The sequence below is a fragment of the Paenibacillus sp. NPDC056579 genome, from assembly GCF_042793215.1.
GTDB lineage: Bacteria > Bacillota > Bacilli > Paenibacillales > NBRC-103111 > Paenibacillus_S.
This window is the reverse complement of the sequence record NZ_JBHTVD010000006.1, coordinates 225317-247220: the sequence shown is the minus strand read 5'-3', so window position 1 is coordinate 247220 and position 21904 is coordinate 225317. Positions and strand designations below refer to the sequence as shown.

Sequence of the window (21904 nt, the reverse complement as noted above, 5' to 3'; positions counted from 1 at the left end):
GGCAAAGATTATGCAATTGCAGCTTTGGCCGCAAATTAATGAGGAGGATCTAATGGTGACAAAGGCTCAATTACTCCTTCAATTCCAAGTGAAATTGACCTAAGGTCTTTATGACAGTGCTGAAGGATGGTAGTTGGGATGGTCGCTAATTGATTTATCAAATAGAGGATTTGATCTGTTCGAATCCTCTATTATTTCTACATTTTCATTTTGACCGGCAGATTTAGCGCTATTACCTCGCATCCGAAGGTAGTAGGAGTGTCATACAGAGCATACGAATGCCGCACTGACCGCCGTCATCCACAGGTCGAGCCGAATGACATCGTGGATGACGAGCGGTGTGCTAGCGGCGGTGACACCTCTTAGTAGATGAGTGCCATCCGTGTGACAGGCGGGTACGGGAACCTTATCGCGGTTCAGCCACACTCTTTCGCCGAGGACGCATTTGAAATGCCTAATTGTCGAAGTCGGCCAGTCGTCAGAATGGCGTTTACAATAAAGAACCACTTCGACGAATTTGATCCAGCCTCTTACCAATTACCTGACAGCGATGGCAGTAACTATGGTATCGGTACCGTGGATACAGACGGTCAGATCGCAAAACTTCTAAGAGCACTCTATCCGGAGACGTCAACACCTTACTGGACTGCAAACGATCAGCACTCTCATGTAAAATATCACAAATTATAAGAAAATAAAGGCCGCCAAGATATCTTGGCGGCCTTTATTGTTATAGTAAATTGATCAAAAGAGATTAATCCCAAAAAATTCTTGACTATGTTCCTGGATGCTCCTATAATAAGGATGGAGATAGTGCTCCTGGATGTTCCTGGTGAACCGTTGAGCAAATAAAAGAAAAGGAGAGGGAGCAATGAAGTGGCATTTAAACATGACTATTTTTGCACTAATGAAGATTAACATCGTTTTTGAAAGCAAAATGCCTCTCAAGAAAGGATAAAACTTAAAATCAAGGCAGGGGTGTTCCCAACACCTCTGTCTCTGTCATAATAAGATATCATATTTTTATCATTATTACAACCAGGGTAATATAATTAAGGGGAAGATGACATATGAAGAATGAGTTAAAATATAAAGCAAGCTTGCGTAGTAATGGTGAAGGAAAGGCATATTTTACGGAATTCAGACATCCCCTTGTTCTTGATCCAACAGGTACTCAAGGAAAAAAGATAAAGAAGGGTTTAGGTTTAGATCATAATGTTGCAAGTAAAATTGTTGACGAGCTTAATTGGCTTTTAAGCAATTCGCAAATTGCTACTACAGAATTGGCGCGTACAAAAGGTTTTGATGAAAAAACAATTGACTGTTTCTTTGGACCATTGATTAAATCAGAAAAAAAAAACAAGAACGATTTGTTAGGTAAAATAAAAAAGCCAACAAAAAGTGATGGGTATGTTACACTGGCTGTTATAGGTGCGACAGGCTCTGGTAAGACCTCGTTAATAAGAAATCTTATTGGCACAGACCCCTCCAATATCGCTTTCCCAGCAGTTTCTTCAAACCGAACGACAACCGCAACTATAGAATATATTTTTAACGAAAGCCCAGTCACTGAAGCAGCAGTTGTTTTTTCAAGTGAAACACAAGTTGAGCAGTACATTAAGGAAAATATTATCGCTGCTATAAGAGAACAAATCTACAATGAGGAACACACTGATTCTTCCGTTGCAGACGCTCTCCTCACCCATACGGATATGAAATTTAAGCTTGGGTATGTATTAGGTCACTTTAGAAAACCTGACGCTTCGGGAAACATTGGCAATGAAGATGATTACGAGGCTTTGAGAAACTTAGTCCAAAAAACGAGATACCTAAAGGTAGAAGCGGAAACTTATTTTCAAAACGAGCTGGTTGAGTTTGATAGTACTAATGAAAAGCTTGATTATTACATTGACTACTATTTTGAGGATGAAAGTAGCGGGATTGATGACTTGGTTGATGAGATAATAGCCTTAATTAAAAATAAATTCTCTGCAATGAAGGTAGGTACTTTTGAGAAATTAAATGGATGGCCTTTAGTATGGCATTTCTCAGGTGAAAAAGAAACTGTATTGAAACAAATGGAATACTTCGCAGGAAATGATGGGCGAAAGTTTGGTCAACTGTACGCTCCATTAGTTACTGACATTCGAATTAAGGCTAAATTTGAACCATACCGTGAAAACCAAGATATAGATGTTACCCACTTAACTATAATCGATACTATTGGTATAGGGCATTCTACAAAAGCGATAGATAGCTTAGATTCGGAAATTATAGATATTGCTACAAGTGCTGATTTGATTGTTTATGTAGATAATGGAAGTAATCCGATTAATCAAACAGCAAATGTTGCGATCCGGGATTTAATTACAAGCGGAAATGGACAAAAGATGATTATGGCATACACTCAACTTGATCGTATTGAAGATCTGGCTGCCATATATGAGGAAGATAAGAAAAAAGGTATTTTAAAGGTTTTATCCAGTGCATTGAAAGGATATATTGACTTTGGAGTAAACAGAACTACTGTTGAAACTGCTGAAAAGCGTTTTAGATCAAATATACTATTCTTATCAAAAACTCATGATTTAAAAGGAAACAAAGATAATGAAGATAACAAAGATCTGCGGGAAGAAATAGATAAACTATTCAATATAATATACTGCAAAAGTAAGGAGATTGAGGAAGTTATTGATGTTTTCCCAAGATATGATTACGGGAGTCTGTATAGAATAGTTGACCATACATTAAACTCATTTATAACAGGGTTTAAGGGTAAACTTAGTGTTAATCATTGGACTAGAGTCAAAGCAATGACTCATAGAATAAGCCAGTTACAGTGGGATGGGTATGATTCCTTGAAGCCAGTATCGAGCATTATGAGTCATTTCAATATTCGATTAGATGACTTTATCAAACTTCCTGTGATGTGGCGTGATATCAATTTTAATGAATGTAATCCGACAGACAAAAAGAAATTGACTATTTTGGAATTGCTTGTCCAAAATGTTACAAAATTGATAAAAGAAGATGTTACAAAATTATTGATAAGACAACAACTACCGATGTGGGATGCTGCTTATAAACTTAGAGGCACGGGTTCCGCGGCAAAACGACTTCAAGATATTGAGAATATGCTTAAAAATTCTTTGACATTAAGCGGGGAGAGAGTAGATACCACTCCTTTAGTTAAAATGATCGAGCAAATAATAAATGGTGAAATAGAAGCAATGGCTAAAAGGGGAAATAAGAAACCGTAATTAATAATTGCAGTTTAGTTTTGGTTTGATGTATAGGTTCAGTATGTATATGTGCTTGATTTCTCGTTCGTGACCAGGTAAGTCTGAATTTCAGGACACCCTTCTTTTTAGGGGTGTCCTGAAAAGTTTCGCCGTTAGCCCCGATACGGTGAAGCGTATCACAAGTAGTATGGCAACGGTTTAGGGGATGATCACCTCCGATAAAACTCTACAAGTGGCAGAGTAAATTATCATGTATTGGTGTTTACTGAAAAAAGCTAATTCACAAGCTCTTCTTGAAAAAGAGGGACTATTATTATCTCTATAAACAGAAGGTTATAATTTCCAATATCAATTGATAAAAAATGAAAATAAGAAGGGAAGGAATACAAGAACGTTATACCTTTATTCAACGGGTCGCCGCCATATTAATGATTGCCAGCCTGTCGAATGACAAGAATATAGTCCGATAATGATCCGCAGAAATCACGGATTTTTGAGCTTGGTACTTAGAACTGGAGGGTTGGATTTTTTTATGATTGAAACGACGTGGCAATCGATTTTACATACATTTGCACAAAATCTGTATTTTATACATATGTCTAGAAAACCGCTATAAGCCTGTCTATACATAAATTCTTATGGTTTGTGTCACAATCAATTGCTTTTATTTTTCTGTTGTTTTATCACATCAGTCCGTTTAGCACAAAGTATTGACAAGAATCTGTTCCGATAAACAAAAAAATCCGCTATATCAGCGGATCATAATCGGACTATATTCTTGACAATCGAGACATAATCGATTGCTTGTATATTCTTATTTTATTTATTAACTCTGTTTCATTAATTTTATGTCGTTCAGTAACGGATACTGTACTGGCCCGAGTCGTTCACTGCAGAAGAACTCGGTGCGTTTTTTCCGAACCACCAGAATGGAAAGGTATCAAATCCAATCAACCTTACCCAGAAATGCAAATCTTGACCCCAAAGCTTTTGATTCACGAATTGCACAGGCTGTAAAACAGCTAAAGAAGCCTGACTTACCTCGGCAAGTTCAACGCCGATTTGTACAGCAGAATTCCCACGCCCGACGACTACGACTCGCTGATTGCGAAACGACTCCGGATTCCGATATTCAGAAGAATGAAGTGTACGGCCTTGAAACAACTCCTGACCCGTAATCACTGGCGTATATGGGTTGTGGAACGATCCTGTTGCATTAATGATAGTTCGTGTTCTAAACGTGTTCCCAGCCGTTGTTCTGATCGTAAAACCCTCTTGATCCTTTTCAACTGATTCTACGCGTTGATCGTTTACCACCGGCATTTGAAACTTTGTGCGGTAATCCTGAAGATAACGAATCACCTCATCTCGCCGCGGATAAGCATTCGGCTCGTTAGGGAACTTCATTCCCGGCAACGAAGAAAAACGTGCTGGCGAAAACAACTTGAGACTGTCGTAATAACGCGGCCACGAACCTCCCCCCTCATCACTTGCCTCCAAGATCACAAAGCGAAGTCCTTTCTTCTTCAGGTGATACCCAGAAGCAAGACCCGCCTGCCCTCCTCCTATAACAATCGAGTCGAATATCTCATTCATAGTACTGACCCCTTTTTATTATTTGTATTTTGCAAGTATTAGTGAAAAGAAATCAACCCAAACGGGTTGAAAACATGGATTTCGCCATAGTGGATAATCTGCTGGCAGCAACAAATCCTTTTATGTGGGTATCGTACTCTGAACTTGATCCGGCTTCTTATCGCGAGCAAACATCCACTGTACCCCGAGTACTAGCAGTACAGCTGCCGAAATCCCATAAGTCGCAGATAAGCCAAATGATTGCTCGGATAAGTAGCCCAACACAGGACCAAAAGCAGAACCGACATCTGCAATCATAATGTAAAGCGTAACTGTAGCCGCCTTGAATTTATCTTCAGCGATATCGGATGTGAAAGCATCCATCAAAACAACCATTATCGAAGAAATAAGCAAGATAGCAAGTAGATTGATCAACCACAGGTAAACGGGAATAGGAAGTTCCACTACTATGAGAAATAAGGCCCCAAGCAGCAGAGCGGCAATTAAATAAGGTCGCCGCCCCCACCTGCCATCCGATTTTTTTCCAATCCACGGAGACAAAAATACACTTAGGATAAGCCGAGATCCTTGAATGAGGCTCGCCAGGGTTGCAGCACTAATGATGACCGTCTCGATTTGAAAGCTCACATTCCGAACTTCAATCAAGTGACTTAAGGTTGCAGTGACCATCCCTTCTAGACAAAGCATAAAAAGAAAGACTGTCACGAGCATCCTCACCAAAAGAGGGGTTTTCAGCAAAGATGAAACTTCCAACTTTAGCTTCTCGGACCCTCCCTTATGTACGGTAGTCGGTATTTGTAAAATAAGAGGCAGTACAAGGAAACTCATAAGTCCAAATATAAAGGTGACTTCACGAAGACCCAACCACTCAACAAAAAACCCCCCACCCAACATACCGACCAGACTGCCTATTCTGGAGAGTCCGTTAAACGATCCCATTAAATGGCCGCGGTTTTCATTCGTTGCTACATCCAGAATCATATAGTAAGCACCCAAGCGTAAAATAGACCAGGCCAGTCCCCATACACACCGTAAAACAAACCAAAATAAGAAACCTTGCGCCCAGCCATAGAGTAACGTGGTCACTCCAGCGATAAGTAGCGCAATGAATAATCCGAGCCGAATACTCATCCTCGAATATAACCAAGAGATAAGAGGATTGAGCGGCAGCCTAATGAAACGATTTACGGAAAGCAATACGCCTACCGCATACGCCCGTTTCAGGAAGTTCGAGCTCCACCTTCTTTGCAGCCTCCCAGTCGCCCGTAAGAGCCGCCACAATCGATCTGACCTGCTCGTAACCGGTTGCCAGCAGGAATGTCGGCGCACGACCGTAGCTCTTGGAGCCAGCAATATAGAAGTTCTGCTCAGGCTGCCGCAGCTCCCTTTCCCCGTGCGGTCTGACGGTGCCGCAGCTGTGAATGTTCGGGTCAATTAAGGGTGAAAGGGCACCGACGCTCTCGATAGCCGGATCGATGTCCGTTCTGACTTCACGGAGTATGGCCAAATCGGGGCGAGAACCCGTATTGCAGATGATCTCATCAATGGCCTCGATACGTACCATTTCTCCGTTTTGATTTCCAGACACGGTTATACGATCCCGTTCTTCTTGAAAACCTTCAGCCAAAAAGGATGGATAAACCTGTACTTTGCCGGAATCGACAAAGTTCTGAATCTGAATTCCTAACTGCCCGCGCTCGCGTAGACTATCGTTCTCTTGTCCCCCGTACACATTGCGTACATCCGGTTTCCGAATAACCCATGCGATCGTCGTTTCGGGCACCTGCCTTTGCAGACGTTCTAGATCAAGCAGCGCGTTGACCGCAGAATGTCCGCTGCCAATGACGAGTACTTTTTTGCCTGCGTATTTTTCCCTTCGAATTCCCAATATGTCGGGAATGCCATAAGTCATCCGAGTCCCCAAAGCTTGTTCCTCTTCCGTCCAGATGCCCTCGGACAATGCCGGATTTGGACTCGCCCACGTACCGGATGTATCAATAACAGCTTTTGCTTCAAATATCATTTTCCGATTATCTTTCTGAACATGAAGTACAAAGGGAAAACGCTCACGATCTGCAGTCTTAATCTTGCTCAGTCCTTTACGGCTCACCGCCGTAACCTTCGCTTTATAGTGGATATGTGGCTTCAGAGAAGGTAGCTCCGAGAGAGGAGCAAGGTACTGGGTGATGAGTTCGCCACCAGTCGGATGCTTATCATCCTTAGGCTGTTCCCAGCCGTGTGCTTCCAGAAGGGACTTTGCCGCTTTATCGATGTTGTATTGCCATGGTGAGAATAGGCGAACATGACTCCACTGCTTCACGTTGCCAGCGATTTCATTGGACGCTTCAAATAAAATAAAAGTTTCCCCTTTCGAAACTAAATGAGCGGCTGCGGCAAGCCCCACCGGCCCTCCCCCGATAATAGCGACAGGGAGCTTAGATTGGGAAGTTTGGACTTCTTTCTTTGGCTTAGTCAGCATTTGCAACTCTACGTTAACTGGTCCTGAACAACATGTACTCATCAAAGGATACCTCCACGTTTTCTATGATTTAATGAAACACAAGTAATATTAGCGTGGTTCTTCTTCACAACTGCAGCAGGTCTTTAACTAGATATATCTTGGGTGGAAGGTCCCCTCTCAGTGGCCCTCCTATTTTCGAGGTTACAACCCCTCTATATATTTGCATTTTGCAAGTATAGGTGAAAAAGAAATCAACCCGGCGGGGTTGTACAGCATTGGCTTGACTTCGCCATAGCTTCATTCAAGAGCTTAATGGATCGAATGACAGTTTCTTTTTCAAACTCGTTCATGTGAGAAAAGACTTCGCCTAAATAAGCATTCATTTGCTGATCTATTGTTGTAGCCACGTATTTACCTTCCACCGTCAAAGAAAGATGATAAACCCTCCGGTCGTCTGGATCAGGTACTTTTCTTACCAAGTTCATTTTGATTAACGATTGTATTTGTCGACTAAACGTTGTAATATCTGTTCCTAATGCCTCCGCTACTTGCTGAATAGATGGTTTATGTTGATGATCTATCTCATAAAGAATATGGCTTTGAACTAGAGAAATATCGAACCCTCCGGCCGAACAGCAATTCTTATTGAGAAACCCGAATCGGCGTGTCATGATTTGAAATAGTTCACGAACATTTTCCACGTTGTTTTCACCTCATGAATCAGTTATACCATCATTACTTGCAAATTGCAAATATAATTTCCCTTTATCCATTTGCATTTTGGAGAGTACAATCTAGAAATGAACAAAAACCACTCTCCTTTGAGTGGTTTTTGTTCATTTATTTATTAGGATACAACTTTGATAATGCTTCCTTCTGCGATGGTTTAATATCAATGATGCTTCGAATACTCTTAGCCTTAGCTTCGGCTTCCTCAAACGTATCACTTAATCCCAAAGCTAATAAAGCCCCCACCGCTACCGTACCGGTCCTTCCTTTACCTCCACCGCAATGAAAGGCAACCTTCTTATTTTGATGGTATGCTTCGGTAACGGCTTGAATTGCCCGCTCAAAACCTTTTTCTTGCGGCGTAGAAGCATTATCTTCTAACGAAATTTGAATCCATTTGGCATTAGCCGCTGGATAAGCACATTCCGTAGCTTCACCACGTAGGTCCACGATAATGTCGATGCCTTCATTTTTCACCATGGATTCAACATCGGCTGCCGCACCCATGAAAATTTTATTTGGAATCAATGCATGGTAGTTTTTTTCAAATGACATGGTTAAACTCCTCTTTTTAACGATCCAAACTCTATGGAAACCGGACCTGATGGTGGCGCGCAGCACAATGATAAATCCCTTGCTTCCCCTGCTGATTCAAATTCAGAGTCTTCTTTTGTATAGAAGATCTCCCAAGCGTTTCCGTCCGGATCATAAACCCATACTTTATCCTGTACTGCATAGCAGCAGGTTGTATTCATCTCGTCTATTAACAACAGGCCACTTTGACGAAGCCTTTCCCCTATCGCAAGCACTTCTTCCGTATTATTCACTTGGAATCCCAAGTGGTTGAGCACGCCTTTTTGTTTGAAAGTCCGGACATTCAGTGAAAAATGCAGTGCTGGATCTTCTAATTCAAATTTCGCGTAATTATCCTTTATTTTACTTGGTTCTGCTCCAAAAAATGCACGATAAAAGTCCAAAGACTTGCTCAAATCCTTACAATTTAACGCGACATGCATTCTTTTAATCATGGAGTTCACCTTATTTTCCTTCCTTAACAAACTGCTCAATCCGGCTCTTGATCGAATCACGAACCGTACGGAACTGATTCATAATTTGGTCTTCCGTTCCGATTGCCTTTGCAGGATCGTCAAACCCCCAATGCCACTTGGTCACGTTCTTGTTTGAGATTATGGGGCAATGCTCGTCGGCATGTCCGCACAAGGTAATGACATAATTGGCACGATTCAAAATTTCAGGATCTATCACATCGGAAGTATTTTTGCTAATATCTACACCAGCTTCACTCATTACTTGAACCGCACGTGGATTCAGTCCATGTGCTTCAAGACCCGCACTTTTCACTTCATATTTGTCGCCACCCAAAGCATGTAAAAAACCATCCGCGATTTGGCTTCTGCAAGAATTCCCAGTACATAAAAAGTAAACTAAAGGTTTTTTCTCCATTTGAACAATCTCCTTTTTAATATCAATTATTTTTACGCACCTTGGTGTTCTCTTCTGGCTTGTTTGCTTCTTAAAACTGACCATATGATCCATGTGATAACCGCGATGACAATCACAATCCCGGCAATACAGAGCCATACATTTGGTTGCAGCGTTTGGAGAACATACAGCCACAGATAAAGACCAGTTAACGTAATGAACAGTGTAGGGATGGTTAACAAGATACCAACTTTAAAATAATATCCCCAGCTAATTTTCACGCTCTTCGTAGAGAGCACATGAAGCCAAAGCAGTGTGGCCAAAGAACCGATCGGGGTTATTTTCGGACCCAAATCTGAACCAATGACATTCGCATAAATTAGTGCTTCACGAATGAATCCATTAGTTTCCGTTCCCTGGATTGCCAGAGCGTCAATCATTACTGTCGGCATGTTATTCATAATGGACGATAGGATCGCTGCGATAAAGCCCATGCCAACCGTTGCAGCGAACAGACCTTTGTCTGCGACCGTTTGAATAACGCTACCTAGCGTATCCGTAAGACCGGCATTTCGCAATCCATAAACGACTACATACATACCGATGGAGAAAATGACAACAGCCCAGGGGGCGCCCTTCACCAGCTTCCAAGTATGGATTGCAGGGCTCTTTCTCGCGGCGAACAAAAACGCTATAGCCGCAACCCCAGCAATAATAGATACGGGAATCGAGAGCAGTTCGCTAATGAAATAGGCAATCAGTAATGCAGCCAAAATGATCCAAGATAGTTTAAACAGCCGCATATCCTTAATGGCTTCCTTCGGCTTTTTTAATTGGGACAAATTATAGCTGGTCGGGATTCTTTTTCGGAAATATAGATATAACACAATAAGACTGGCAATGATGGAAAAGAAATTCGGAATGATCATTCGGCTAGCGTATTCCACAAAGCCAATATTAAAATAATCAGCAGATACAATATTGACTAAATTGCTCACAACTAGCGGTAGAGAAGCTGTATCAGCAATGAATCCGCTCGCCATAATAAACGGCAGGATCATCTTTTCATCAAATTTTAGAGCCCGGACCATAGCGAGAACAATGGGTGTAATAATCAATGCCGCACCATCATTTGCAAATAGGGCCGCAACTGCTGATCCTAAGAGGATAATAAACACAAACATAAGTAAACCGTTACCACGTGCAAGCCGCGCCATATGTAGAGCAGCCCACTCAAAAAATCCGATTTCATCAAGGACAAGTGAGATTAGAATAATGGCTACAAACGCCAATGTTGCATTCCATACGATGCCGGTAACGGTACCTACATCAGCGAAGCTAACTACACCAAAAAGCAAAGCAAGGATTGCTCCTGCACTTGCTGACCATCCGATATTTAAGCCTTTTGGCTGCCATATTACAAAGGTTAAGGTGACTAGAAAAATAAGAAAAGCTGTGATAGCCATAGTTTCCTCCAAGCTAATCGCATTCATTTTTTATTAGATCAATTTTTTCTTTTAACGATGGAATACGATCCAATATTTCTTGAATATAGGGTTTGTCATCAATGTTCAACGAATAGTAGATCCATTGACCCTTTCTTGTTTCATTCACAATCCCAGCTGACTTTAGCTTGCGTAAATGCTGACTTATGTTGGGCTGCGAGGTTTCCATAAGCTCAACAATGTCGCAAACACAAAGCGGCCGCTCCTTTATATAGGCCAACATCGTGAGACGGGTTTTGTCTCCGAGTAGTTTTAGGTTTTCAGCTATTTCGTTGATTTGTTCCATGGTCGTACCTCCTTTTTAAATTAAATCGCTTAGCCGCAGAAAACAACATATTCTAGCTAAACTCTGATTCATTGTAATCTTGCTCATAAATATATACGCATTTGCTTATATAATCAAGTTGTTATATATTAAGAGTTTGTAAATTTCCTTTATAAATGCAAAAATGTGAAATTAGCAATAAGGAATGTTGAGCAGATACGGTTGGGGGCTTGCTAACTTTTCTGGGAGTGGAATTGGCTGGTATGTCAATCTTTTTGCTCCTGAAATACAGAGTACCGCCAATATTCTCTAGGTCCTTGGTTTGTGTCACAATCCAAAAGACACTTGATCTATCAAGTGTCCTAATAGTTTTTTGTAAATGCAAATTACATAGTATTTTGTACAGATGTATTGAATGTAATTATCCCTGTTGTTCCGTGTAGTATTAAAATAAGTGAACCACATGAATCTTTCCCGCCGCGCACACGCTCCGAGTAATTTTATCTGATGTCTCAAGCCCATAGGCAGAGAAAATTAGGGCAAAAAGAAACCACAACACGAGGGTTAGTCGCATTGTGGATAAGAAATACATCTTAACCTTTCATCCACTCAATAAAGAGTGGATTTTTAATCAAATTGGGACATAGTCTCATCCCTAATTCTAAGAATACTTCGTGCAGTTTTTTTATTTGCTCTCGGATTATTTCCCTATCTATTTCAAGTATTTCTGGATTGGGAAGCCAATCTGTTCTGCTCTTACAAAGTAGTTGGACTTTGCCTTTATGATTATTTAATTCACTAAATTCTATTGTGCGCTCAACTCCTTGCTCATAAAAATCAATTTCAAATTCAAAACAATCTTGATTAATATTAATTAAGATTTCTGGCAATTGCTCAATAACTAAAGGAAGGTCAACTATACAATCTACTGGCCATTCTTCCTGACCAAAACCAGAAACGTTAAAAATAACAGCATTTGTTTTTGCGATAATACGGCATATATCAACAATTACTGCCCTACCATCTTCTAATTCTTCATCGTATTTAGGTTCTAAATACGGTTGAACAGAGATATCATTAATTGGCTTAGTTAGTGTAAGATCGATTGTAAACATATTTTTAATTTCCTTTTCTATGGATTATCGAATAGGATAAGCAGATCTAACTCCAGTTGCTGAAGGAACAAGTATAGCTCTAGTTGCAGGCAGTATTTCACCTGAAGGTGTAATAACTTGTCCAAGCCCCGATGGTATTGATATAGTAGTGACTTCGGTTAATTTTCCTTGTGAATGAATTAATAAAGCAGCATCCTGATTGTTTAACCATTGACCTTGGTCTTTTGGTTTTTTTGGATCTCTGGCGCGATCTGTTAAACTTCTCGTATTTTTGCCCGCGGGCAACAAGGCAAGCGCTTGGAAGTGGTTGGCTGAAGAAAAAGGTGCTCCCCTTTAAGTAAACAGGTTTAATAAATGAACCGGCTACTTGCAGAGGAGCATATCAGTTCGTGGATGTCGAAATCCTTTGGTGTACTTTAAAATTGTTTTACCACTTCATCCGAATCAGTGGAGTATGCCAGCTCTTTCTGTACTTCCAGAGCGGCCAGTCTGTCCAGCAGGGCTGCACGGATTTGCTCATAGGCGTCACTGCCCAACGCCATACGTATCGGACCTTCTCCCTGGTCGACACGACGGATAATCTGCTGCGCCATTTTATCCGGATCGCCGACAACCATTTGATTGAACATGCTCATATCTATACCGGGAAGTTCTCCCTTCATCAAGCTAACGAACTGGCCCGCCTCCGTATCCCGGTATTCGTCCATCCGCTCGCCGAATACGGCGTTGCTTGTAATGAAATTCGTTCGGATTCCGCCGGGCTCCACCATAGTGGTCTTAATATTGAACGGAGCCACTTCCTTAGCTAGCGCTTCAAAGGCTCCTTCGACCGCCCATTTCGAAGAGCAATACAATCCCATACCCGGAATAGAATAATGACCCGCCATGCTCGAAATCTGTACCATGTGACCGCCGCCCTGATTACGGAAAAAGGGCAGGACTGCACGCGCTGTACGTAGGGAGCCAAGCACATTGGTCATAAACTGATGCTCAATTTGCCTGTCGCTTGCTTCTTCCACTGCGCCATACAAGCCATAGGCTGCATTATTGACAAACACATCGATCGTGCCCAGTTCTAAAAATGCACGTTCCACCACTTCAGCAATTTGCTGAGAGTTTGTCAGATCTAAATTAGCCTGCCAAAGTTGTGAGCCATACTGTGCCTGCAGATCATCCAGCACCCCCGGCTTGCGTACCGTTGCGGCTACACGGTCCCCTCTATCAAGCAACTGGTGAGTTATACGTGAAGCCAAGCCTCCTGATGCTCCTGTAATGAACCAAGTTTGCATGCTAAACACCCTCCATTCGTTGTCATCCACTTAATCATACAAACAACTAGAGGGAGCTAGCCACAGCACGTCTATTCTATTAACGGGAGTAACAGTCTACGGCAGCTGCCTGTCCTGCTCAATTAAACGTAATAATTTCTCCTCCGTACCTGAACCAGGCACCGGAACAAAGAAACACCAGTGCAGTCCCGGGTCATTATCGATTACAGCCGCGGAATGGAGCTCGAACTCCATCTCCTGTGCGTCAGGAACACGGAATAAAGCAGTGGCTACGCGTTTTTGCTTGATTTCATATAGCTCCCAGAAATGTACGAACTCCACGCTTTCCCGCCTCAAGCGTTCAAACCGTTCCATATATAACGGGTTGTTCTTGTAAAGATCGAAGCCTGCCCGCAGAACGGCTACAGAGTAACGGGCAGAGCCTTCCCAATTCACCAGTCTGTTGCGGTAATCCGGTCTTAAAAACATAATGTTCATCATATTCCGTTCGTTGTCCGGCAGACTGCCGAAATCGGCTACGATCAGTTCTGCCGCCCGATTCCAGGCGATAATATCCGTACCTTCGTCTGTGATAAAAGAAGGATAATGCAGTTGATCTACGATTTTCTGCAGAACTCCCGTATCCGGCCCACCGTTATTTGGTACTGTGACGACGCTCGCCACATCTACATTGGCCAGATCGAACAGATGCTTCTGCTCGTCTTCGTCAAGCTGAAGCGCTTTGCTGATACTTAGCAGCACTTCCGGCGAAGGATTAACCTCCTTGCCTTGTTCCAGCCAGGTATAGTAAGTCACGCTTATATGGGCAAGAAAAGAAACTTCTTCTCTTCGAAGCCCCGGAGTGCGTCTTCGTCCGGGCAGCGGCTGAATCCCGGCATCTGAAGGCTGTAACCGTTCTCTGCGCGATTTAAGGAAGTCACCCAATGCGGATGAGGAACGATTCATTTTCAAGTGGGTCACCTCTTTTTACTCATATGGAAGATACATATCGTCTCTTAACCAAATAGACCAAAAGCACTCTATTCATGATTATTATAATCTCTGTTGAATGTCCGTTTCCACAAAAGAGAACCATAACGAGTACCGATTGCTTTATCACACTAATGCACAAAATCTGTCTAGAAATCTCGATTAAGCCTTTCCCCATACAAATCTATATGGTTTGTGTCACAATCAATCTGTTTATTATCCTTGTTGATTTTATCACTTGCCCCAATCACAAAGAAAAACGATCAGGGATTTTCCTGATCGCACCTATCTAAACATAAAAGAGTATCAATATGATTAAGGCCGAAATAACCAATCCCCAAAAAGCATTTACATTATGTATAGGTAGCGCTTTGTCGGATTACAAGAATTTGTACCGGTTCCGCACTTAACTTATACTTCAAAAACACCCGCGGTGGGTTCGAGTAGCTATTGATAAGTCTCCTGTTTCCGATTAGAGTAAGTCTCTCTAACACAGGGGCGAGGGACAGTAAATTCGTTATGAGGCAAGTTCTCCTTTACTAAGGATTGCCAGCTTTTCTACTGTAAAAACATGCTGTCATTGTATGTATTTTAAAAGCGGTGTCAGTGACCATTACTGTACATTGACACGAACTTCCCCTTTTGTTGTTTTGGAATATGTCAACCTTTCCATGCGACTTCTCGTGTTGAAATTTAGTTGGTGTGCCATAATGCGGGAAAATAGTTTGTTCGTAAACTCCCAAGTGTTTATGTATATTGTTACACATTATATGATGTGTTTTTTCGATCACCAAAATAATAAGTTCTAAAGGACAACCCATGAGGCGCAAACGCCAGCGTAACAAAAACGGAACCAGATATGCAGCCAGGCGCTGTTTGAAGCAGCGGATACGAACGCGGAAGTTATAGAAGAAGCGCATATTGGCCACGTCCTGGGGGACATGGCAACGAGGAACGGCGGGCTAACCGCCGGTTTTCGCCCCCAAATTTGATTGGCGTTAGACTTCTCAAGCTGCTGGCGTGCCTGACGCACAAGCGCTCACGTCAATGACGGTGATTACGACACCGACAAAGTACGTGAGCGCTGACACCAGACCGCCTTCGCGATAGTGGTGAATGTAGGCGCTGGTCGTTTTCTCTGTCCTTTTAATCATTCTGGCGATCTCGCGGGTGGTTTGGCCCTCCAGATGATGTAGGACGGCTAGATACCGTTCGTACATTCTTTTATCGGAAGCCTGGCGCATGGCCGACTTCAACAAATCTATTTCTTGCGTTTGAGTTTGCATCACCATCACGTCCTTTTGGGTTTTATTTCATCTTTTACCCGTTTTCGGCGTGGTTGGTAAAATGCTAAGAAGTACTTTAGTTCAGTCTATATAGACTTACATTTTTTATTTGTGATAATGAGCGGTAATCCGGATCGAACTGAATACTGGGAGTTCATCCATTAGGGCAACGGGACGGCGTCCAGCCTCATACGTTTTCAATTGAAGCAACGGCATCAGACAATTTTTTTTGAAATAGCGTTACCCCTCGTTTCCCGTCCTCACTGCCAGCCTGAATGAAAAAGCCGCCCGTCGCATCGACAGAATGCAACCATCGAAGGCTTCTTTATATTTCTTTTGCATATTCAGTATTTTCAAATGCCATCGAAAGACGCGGCAAAGGGATGCCTGCCTTTTTTGCTTCTCTCACAACTTCAAGTACCGCAAAACCTGCTTTACTATTGTTGTATTCCACAAAAAGCCGCGGTAAGCTGCCTTTTGCAAAAATAACCTTGTTAAAAAGTGTGCCGAGTAGTCCCGGTGGAATTTTAGTCAACAGGAGAGAAATGGTATCAAGCTTTGCACCTCTTGCTTTAAGTACAGGAATCATTTCCCTCATATTCAACCCAACATTAGAAAATGAGTCACTATAGTTCATGAGCGCTGGAAAACTTCCCCGTTTTAACACCTCGGCTTCCATAGCTGCATTCATGGCAAAATGATTCCATAGCCAGTTTTGCATATCCTTTACCCAGCTAATTTTAAAATGGGCACTTTCAAAACATTCCTTGACCAATTGGTTATTATGCTCAGTGCCGGCCCGTGGTTTTTCAAGAAATATCATTTTCAAAAAGCCGCCTCTCAGCCTATTGTCCGCGATGCCGCCCCCTGCTCCAGGGAAGCCAAAGACAACATTGTTCATTGACAATGGCGCGATAGACGACTTCAGATCTTGCCAAATGTTATTGAATAGGAGGACAGGGATATTTCCTGCAGCTGTTGATAGGAATTGTGCTACTTCTGGAAGTTGTTCCGTGTTGACGCTCACAATAATGAGATCATAATTTGGAAGGATCTCCTCATGCAGTTTGACGTTCCAGCTTTCTTTTATTAGCTTTTTCCCTTTTCGTGCGTCCCACATTTCAAGCTCTATACTGCTTCCGAAGGTTTCTTTCCTCCCCTTTCTAACGTAAAACTCAACTGTATGACCTGCCTGTTCGAAAGCCCACGCATATTGGGTCGATATTACACCTCTACCGAAGAATAAAATTTTCATGTTAGACTCCCCCAAAGAGTTGATAATCCGTTATTGATGATCAAACAACGTGTTGTATAATAATATTGTATGGATTCACCATACAGTCATCAACCATCAAATTTTCAATATCTGTCGGATCATCTATTGAACCGGAAATGGAGGCAAATCATGAACAAGCAACCTGAAATTACAGACAAAACCAGGCAGACCTTTATAAATGTGTTCTGTGATTTATATAGCCAAAAGCCAATTGAAAAAATATCTATTCAAGAGATTGCCAACAAGTCAGGATATAACCGCAGTACATTTTATCAATACTTTACAGATATTTATGAGTTGCTGAACTACGTTGAAGAGAAGGTTTTGAAATCCATTAACGAGGAAATGGCAAGCAGGGAGCTTTCTACGCATACTTTCCAAGATGCGCTTCAATGCTTGGAAAGTACAGAAGATATTTCTGTCCTAAAAGCCCTCCTGGGCGACTATGGTTCTGTTCATTTTGTTGAACGCCTGAAAAGAGAAATTCCCTTTGAGAGATTGATTGTGAATCTTCCAACAAATGATATCTTTGCGCCATACCTGATCGAGTTTTACATATCAACATTACTATCTTTGTTTCGCCTTTGGATACGCAACGGCAAAGATTTATCGTCCGAAGAATTGGTCAAGCTGATCGATAGCCTATTTGCAAATGGGATAAAACCGTATCATATCTTAATCAAAGGTGAGGGTTAAACGTAAGTCAGACCGCAATTTTTGTGGCTATCAAAAGGATAATGTTTATGTCGTGCTGATGTTTACGGTTTGTCAAAGCTAAGTACAAATGAGATATCGGTGAAATCCCTTATGCACCAAGGTTTTGCATATAATGTGTCACATTATATCATTATCAACTAATTGATTTCATTTATACAATTGGTAGTCGACAATTATTAATTTATTACTTTATCGGACATTGCCGTGAAACATCTATCGCGTAAAAAAGTAGGCACATTTCATGAAATTTCTTCAACTTTATCAACAATCGGGCCGTTTTCCTCTGAAATACGTTTCACTTCGATCCATTCCGAGTCCAAATTCTTCCCGGATGAATCGTATAGATGCGCAACTCCTGTAACACTCCCTCCTTTTCTTTAGTTCAAAGAAAAAGCAGCCGATCTTTCAGGCCGGCTGCCCGCAGTGCTCTTATTGAACTAACTTGTGCCGTTAGTTTAACAAAGCAGTTATTCTATGCATTGTCTAATACATTCCATTATTGTATCGAGCGCAGCTAAAATATCTTCTTGATGTTCCGCTGAATAATAATTCAATACTGCATTCATAACTGGATCTATATTAATAAAGTAATCAACTGCTTCTTTTGGTATTCTATCATCGTGCTTCCACTGGATAGCTATTTGATTTAATACAGCACAAATTTCAGAAACTCTACCTTTATCAAGACCATCGCCCATCCGTAACTTTATAAGCAACCCTTCATTTTCATGTAAAAGTAAATTCCCTAGATATTTTACTAAGTCTTTTTCCATGATATCCCCTAATATAAGCTGCTGCTACTCGGGCATCTGCTCCCTTATTTGAACTACCGTTCCTCGTTAACTTAAGATCATAGATTAATCCCACCAAATTGAATATACTTGGTATCCTAGGAGTAACGATGGGGCAACAGCTGCCTATATTAATATCGGACGGTCTTAAAAGACTGAATCCAATCTTCAACTTCTTCGAGACTTGCACATGTTAAAATATAAATTCTCTCCGAGAACCCACACTGTTTCGACTTCAGCATCCTCCGACACCATTGAAATCGTGAAGTTAAAAAGAAAAAAAGCTGAAGCCGGCATTACATTTCACAAATCATGGCTTACGTTGATTAAGTCTCATAATTCTCAATAGTTTAATGAGCTTACTACGCTCATAACTACTTCTAAGGAACAATTTCTCTAGCATCACAGAAATAACCCATACAAAAAGTGCTATGGAAATCAATAAGGGAGCAAGATCAAATAATAATAATGTTAAACCATCATCTTGAGTACTATTATGCCAATTTGATACCAAATCACGTCTAATCTTTGTATACTCTACCGTTTCATTAAAAGGTTCATGATCAAAATTTTCCGTTTGTTGATCAAGTTCAAGTACATTTTTTTGAATTACAACATTATAGCGAAATCCTACATACTCGCCTACAATTGGAAAAAGTATGAATCCAACGATAGCAACTGGTTTCCAGTTTGATTGTATTCTTTTTGCTTCTTCTGCTTCAATAATAGTAATAGCTTGATCTATTTTCTCAGGACAAGCGATCTTACAACGCTTCATATAAGTTTTCAATTGATCATAACGATAATCGTTTAAAAAGCTTTCGTATGAATAAAAAAAACTACTCATTTTAAATAGTGTCTTATACGCACTAAAGATACTGCAACATTTCACATATCGATTGCACCTAAAAACGCATATTACATGAGTTACGGCGGCTACTAGAACGAAGAATGATTCGACTGCGATTATTATTTGGATTGGATAATCTTTAGTGAGTGATAATAGAAAAAAAATATAACTCCATAACAGGGAAATTATTGATGCCGAGAAGTAAAAATGAGATCTGCTTGCCTTTATGATAACCTCATATGTTGAGAGCTCCCTATACTTGTTCATTAAATCATCGATGGTTCTACTTTTCATAGCTCCTCCTAGTATTTATGATTGTACTTATCTTTTATCGGCTTTAGGCTTTGTTTTCGTAACGACCACTGTTAAGCGGGCGCTAAAACCTACTGAATAAGGTTATATTTCTATGAAATTCGCTTTCTTTTATGATGGTTTTAGAAAATAATTTTAGATTTGCCGCGACATATGTATCGGATAATTTCGTCCTAACTTTATCGTAAAAAGGGCAAGAAAATAAAAAGAAAACCACAACACGATGGTTAGTCGCATTGTGGTCTATTCGTTTTGATGTTTTATTCAATTAATGACACTTGGTTTGAGATTAACAACTCTCTAATTAGTTGTAATATTAACAGATCATCTGCGCCATGTTCATACCCACTCATTAACTTATTCAGACTTCCATTAATAAAGTGCAGATTAAATGGAGGTTCTGCCCCATTACGTCCATAAAAATGATCCGCAACTCCATTTAGGGAAGTACCATAATAACCACCTCGGCCTTTTATAAATAAAATAAGCCGCGTTTTAAGCGGCTTGTAATGTAATCAAGTTCTAGTCATCCGAGATTTAACGCTCTATAGGCGGCTCGCTTAAGCTTAAGAACTTAGACTTTGGGTCAACCCGAGCCTCACGTACTGCTCCGGTGGCGCGTCATGCTCACGCATGATGTGCACCATGGCCGCCTGAAGCCTGGCCTCGGTTTCCGCATCGCGGAACGGCGCTTGCTGCTCCAGGTCCTTCTCCAGATCAAACAACCGCGTTCGGAGATCAATCCCTCTGTGCGCTCCGGAGCCATGAACCTTCAGAGTCCGTAGCCCCTTGGTAAATGCAAAGGGCTCCACAAGCTCAGCGTCGGTCAATTCCGCAACCGCAAAACGGCTTCTCATATGCGTCGGCATCAGCGTGTAATTATAGAGAGGTCCGTTGATCTCCCCAGCAGGTCCGAGCATATACACGTACCTGCCGTCGGTGCAGTTGACATGGCCGCCGTGAATGCCGAACAGGGCGACGTCGCGCACGGGCAGGTCGGTGGTGATAGTCTCTCCCAGCGGCTGGCCGGTCATGTCCGGTGGAATATCCAGCCCGAAATATTCCAGCAGCGTCGGCGCTATATCGATCATTTGCACGAGAGAGCTGCGGCGCTCTCCCCTCACTTGACTGCGCGGGTCCCAAATAAACAGCGGCGTGTGAGCCACCTCATTATAGAAGGGCTGCACGCACTTCGCCCACTGGTCATGCTCTCCGAGCAAGAAGCCGTGGTCCGTATTGACAATCAGCATGGTATCCTTCCACAGATCGAGTTCATCCATCGTGTCAAGGATTTTGCCGAGATACGCATCGCACATACTCAGCAGAGCGGCGTATTCGAACCGCAGGTGCGCGATCTCCTCCTTCGTTTGGCTCACAGCGCCATAAGGCGGCCAATCGAACGGCTTACCGTCGTAATCATGCGGATACAAGTCACGGTACTTCTGCGGAGCATAGAACGGCTCATGCGGATCGAACGTCTCCAGCTGAAGGAACCAGCTATCCTCACCGCTGTTGTGCCGAATAAATTCCAGCCCGCTGGTGAATGTCTGCGCCTGCGGGAATTCCTCCTCTTGGTCGCGGCGTATGTACTCGCGGTTGATCTGGTCCTGCCGGTACATTCCCGCAGCCAGACTTCTGCCGACCGCCTCGGGAAGCTCCGGACCGCGCACATGCCCTTTCCATAGATCCCCTTCCTGTCCACGGATCAAATCGTACGAGCTGTACCGGTTATGGTAGGTCGCGCCGCCGTCTTCCCAATAATGCTGGTGATCGGTCACCAGATGCGTGTATACGCCCTGCTTGCGCAGAAGCTCCGGCATGGAGTCGTCGAACGGCTCCAACGGCCCCCAACTGCGATGCAGGAAGTTGTATCTTCCTGTATGAAGCTCTCTGCGCGCCGGCATGCACGGCATACTGCCCACGTAGCAGTTGTCGAAGACCACAGTCCGCTCGGCCAGCCGTGCGAAGTTCGGAGCATGCACCCAGTTGCAGCCGTATGGGGGCAGCCAATGCCGGTTTAACGTATCGAACATAACCATAATCGCTTTCATCTTGGAT

The 21904-nt window shown here is 42.2% G+C and carries 19 protein-coding genes and 1 pseudogene; 2 read left to right on the top strand and 18 right to left on the bottom strand.

What is annotated here, in order from left to right:
* Positions 1-261 precede the first annotated feature (261 nt).
* Positions 262-507, bottom strand: coding sequence for a DUF6653 family protein (locus ACFQ88_RS23390; RefSeq protein ID WP_379457283.1), 246 nt, complete (start codon positions 505-507; stop codon positions 262-264).
* A 563-nt stretch (positions 508-1070) separates the two neighbouring features.
* Between ACFQ88_RS23390 and ACFQ88_RS23385 the strand changes: the two genes are divergently transcribed.
* On the top strand, positions 1071-3260 hold the full coding sequence (locus tag ACFQ88_RS23385; protein ID WP_379457281.1) for a GTPase family protein: 2190 nt from the start codon (positions 1071-1073) through the stop codon (positions 3258-3260).
* A gap of 843 nt (positions 3261-4103) precedes the next feature.
* On the opposite strand, the pseudogene ACFQ88_RS23380 reads toward ACFQ88_RS23385, so the two are convergent.
* From ACFQ88_RS23380 to ACFQ88_RS23315, 14 genes and pseudogenes are all read right to left on the bottom strand, one after another.
* A pseudogene (locus tag ACFQ88_RS23380) lies at positions 4104-4838 on the bottom strand (flavin-containing monooxygenase); the annotation flags it as partial.
* 120 nt (positions 4839-4958) lie between these two features.
* Positions 4959-6035: an MFS transporter gene (locus tag ACFQ88_RS23375; RefSeq protein WP_379457279.1), complete on the bottom strand. Its 1077-nt coding sequence runs from the start codon at positions 6033-6035 to the stop codon at positions 4959-4961.
* Positions 6010-7359, bottom strand: a complete 1350-nt coding sequence (locus ACFQ88_RS23370; RefSeq protein WP_379457277.1) for an NAD(P)-binding domain-containing protein — start codon at positions 7357-7359, stop codon at positions 6010-6012. The genes ACFQ88_RS23375 and ACFQ88_RS23370 overlap by 26 nt, the downstream gene beginning before the upstream one ends.
* A 191-nt stretch (positions 7360-7550) precedes the next feature.
* On the bottom strand, positions 7551-8000 hold the full coding sequence (locus ACFQ88_RS23365) for a MarR family winged helix-turn-helix transcriptional regulator (protein WP_379457275.1): 450 nt from the start codon (positions 7998-8000) through the stop codon (positions 7551-7553).
* Positions 8001-8139: 139 nt separating this feature from the next.
* Positions 8140-8583 carry a protein-tyrosine phosphatase family protein gene (locus ACFQ88_RS23360; RefSeq protein WP_379457273.1) on the bottom strand — a complete coding sequence of 148 codons (444 nt, stop codon included), beginning with the start codon at positions 8581-8583 and terminating at the stop codon, positions 8140-8142.
* Between the two features lie 2 nt (positions 8584-8585).
* Positions 8586-9056 (bottom strand): ArsI/CadI family heavy metal resistance metalloenzyme, encoded by a 471-nt coding sequence (locus ACFQ88_RS23355; RefSeq protein WP_379457271.1) that lies wholly within the window; start codon positions 9054-9056, stop codon positions 8586-8588.
* A 10-nt stretch (positions 9057-9066) separates the two neighbouring features.
* The gene (gene arsC, locus ACFQ88_RS23350; protein ID WP_379457269.1) at positions 9067-9492 is read right to left on the bottom strand and encodes an arsenate reductase (thioredoxin); all 426 of its coding nucleotides are present in this window, start codon (positions 9490-9492) and stop codon (positions 9067-9069) included.
* Between the two features lie 32 nt (positions 9493-9524).
* Positions 9525-10937, bottom strand: a complete 1413-nt coding sequence (locus ACFQ88_RS23345; protein WP_379457267.1) for an arsenic transporter — start codon at positions 10935-10937, stop codon at positions 9525-9527.
* 13 nt (positions 10938-10950) lie between these two features.
* Positions 10951-11262, bottom strand: a complete 312-nt coding sequence (locus ACFQ88_RS23340; RefSeq protein ID WP_379457265.1) for an ArsR/SmtB family transcription factor — start codon at positions 11260-11262, stop codon at positions 10951-10953.
* A gap of 572 nt (positions 11263-11834) precedes the next feature.
* On the bottom strand, positions 11835-12356 hold the full coding sequence (locus ACFQ88_RS23335) for a hypothetical protein (protein WP_379457263.1): 522 nt from the start codon (positions 12354-12356) through the stop codon (positions 11835-11837).
* 416 nt (positions 12357-12772) lie between these two features.
* Positions 12773-13645, bottom strand: a complete 873-nt coding sequence (locus ACFQ88_RS23330) for an SDR family oxidoreductase (RefSeq protein ID WP_379457261.1) — start codon at positions 13643-13645, stop codon at positions 12773-12775.
* A gap of 96 nt (positions 13646-13741) precedes the next feature.
* Positions 13742-14590 carry a helix-turn-helix domain-containing protein gene (locus ACFQ88_RS23325; protein ID WP_379457953.1) on the bottom strand — a complete coding sequence of 283 codons (849 nt, stop codon included), beginning with the start codon at positions 14588-14590 and terminating at the stop codon, positions 13742-13744.
* 1031 nt (positions 14591-15621) lie between these two features.
* A complete protein-coding gene (locus tag ACFQ88_RS23320) occupies positions 15622-15900 on the bottom strand; it encodes a helix-turn-helix domain-containing protein (protein WP_239624216.1) in 279 nt (92 codons plus the stop codon).
* A gap of 325 nt (positions 15901-16225) precedes the next feature.
* A complete protein-coding gene (locus ACFQ88_RS23315) occupies positions 16226-17155 on the bottom strand; it encodes a ketopantoate reductase family protein (RefSeq protein WP_239624218.1) in 930 nt (309 codons plus the stop codon).
* 150 nt (positions 17156-17305) lie between these two features.
* On the opposite strand from ACFQ88_RS23315, the gene ACFQ88_RS23310 reads away from it, so the two are divergent.
* Positions 17306-17872: a TetR/AcrR family transcriptional regulator gene (locus ACFQ88_RS23310; protein WP_379457258.1), complete on the top strand. Its 567-nt coding sequence runs from the start codon at positions 17306-17308 to the stop codon at positions 17870-17872.
* A gap of 488 nt (positions 17873-18360) precedes the next feature.
* On the opposite strand, the gene ACFQ88_RS23305 is transcribed toward ACFQ88_RS23310, so the two are convergent.
* From ACFQ88_RS23305 to ACFQ88_RS23295, 3 genes are all read right to left on the bottom strand, one after another.
* Entirely contained in the window at positions 18361-18666 is a 306-nt protein-coding gene (locus tag ACFQ88_RS23305) for a hypothetical protein (RefSeq protein ID WP_379457256.1), read from the bottom strand.
* 328 nt (positions 18667-18994) lie between these two features.
* Positions 18995-19531 (bottom strand): hypothetical protein, encoded by a 537-nt coding sequence (locus ACFQ88_RS23300; RefSeq protein ID WP_379457254.1) that lies wholly within the window; start codon positions 19529-19531, stop codon positions 18995-18997.
* Positions 19532-20412: 881 nt separating this feature from the next.
* Entirely contained in the window at positions 20413-21897 is a 1485-nt protein-coding gene (locus ACFQ88_RS23295; protein WP_379457252.1) for a sulfatase, read from the bottom strand.
* Positions 21898-21904 lie beyond the last annotated feature (7 nt).

Excerpts from the sequence above, each read along its gene's own strand:
- ACFQ88_RS23385 (WP_379457281.1), top strand. The coding sequence starts at position 1,071 with ATGAAGAATGAGTTAAAATATAAAGCAAGCTTGCGTAGTAATGGTGAA.
- ACFQ88_RS23370 (WP_379457277.1), bottom strand. The coding sequence starts at position 7,359 with ATGAGTACATGTTGTTCAGGACCAGTTAACGTAGAGTTGCAAATGCTG.
- ACFQ88_RS23360 (WP_379457273.1), bottom strand. The coding sequence starts at position 8,583 with ATGTCATTTGAAAAAAACTACCATGCATTGATTCCAAATAAAATTTTC.
- ACFQ88_RS23355 (WP_379457271.1), bottom strand. The coding sequence starts at position 9,056 with ATGATTAAAAGAATGCATGTCGCGTTAAATTGTAAGGATTTGAGCAAG.
- arsC (WP_379457269.1), bottom strand. The coding sequence starts at position 9,492 with ATGGAGAAAAAACCTTTAGTTTACTTTTTATGTACTGGGAATTCTTGC.
- ACFQ88_RS23345 (WP_379457267.1), bottom strand. The coding sequence starts at position 10,937 with ATGGCTATCACAGCTTTTCTTATTTTTCTAGTCACCTTAACCTTTGTA.
- ACFQ88_RS23340 (WP_379457265.1), bottom strand. The coding sequence starts at position 11,262 with ATGGAACAAATCAACGAAATAGCTGAAAACCTAAAACTACTCGGAGAC.
- ACFQ88_RS23335 (WP_379457263.1), bottom strand. The coding sequence starts at position 12,356 with ATGTTTACAATCGATCTTACACTAACTAAGCCAATTAATGATATCTCT.
- ACFQ88_RS23330 (WP_379457261.1), bottom strand. The coding sequence starts at position 13,645 with ATGCAAACTTGGTTCATTACAGGAGCATCAGGAGGCTTGGCTTCACGT.
- ACFQ88_RS23325 (WP_379457953.1), bottom strand. The coding sequence starts at position 14,590 with ATGAATCGTTCCTCATCCGCATTGGGTGACTTCCTTAAATCGCGCAGA.
- ACFQ88_RS23320 (WP_239624216.1), bottom strand. The coding sequence starts at position 15,900 with ATGCAAACTCAAACGCAAGAAATAGATTTGTTGAAGTCGGCCATGCGC.
- ACFQ88_RS23315 (WP_239624218.1), bottom strand. The coding sequence starts at position 17,155 with ATGAAAATTTTATTCTTCGGTAGAGGTGTAATATCGACCCAATATGCG.
- ACFQ88_RS23310 (WP_379457258.1), top strand. The coding sequence starts at position 17,306 with ATGAACAAGCAACCTGAAATTACAGACAAAACCAGGCAGACCTTTATA.
- ACFQ88_RS23305 (WP_379457256.1), bottom strand. The coding sequence starts at position 18,666 with ATGGAAAAAGACTTAGTAAAATATCTAGGGAATTTACTTTTACATGAA.
- ACFQ88_RS23300 (WP_379457254.1), bottom strand. The coding sequence starts at position 19,531 with ATGAGTAGTTTTTTTTATTCATACGAAAGCTTTTTAAACGATTATCGT.
- ACFQ88_RS23295 (WP_379457252.1), bottom strand. The coding sequence starts at position 21,897 with ATGAAAGCGATTATGGTTATGTTCGATACGTTAAACCGGCATTGGCTG.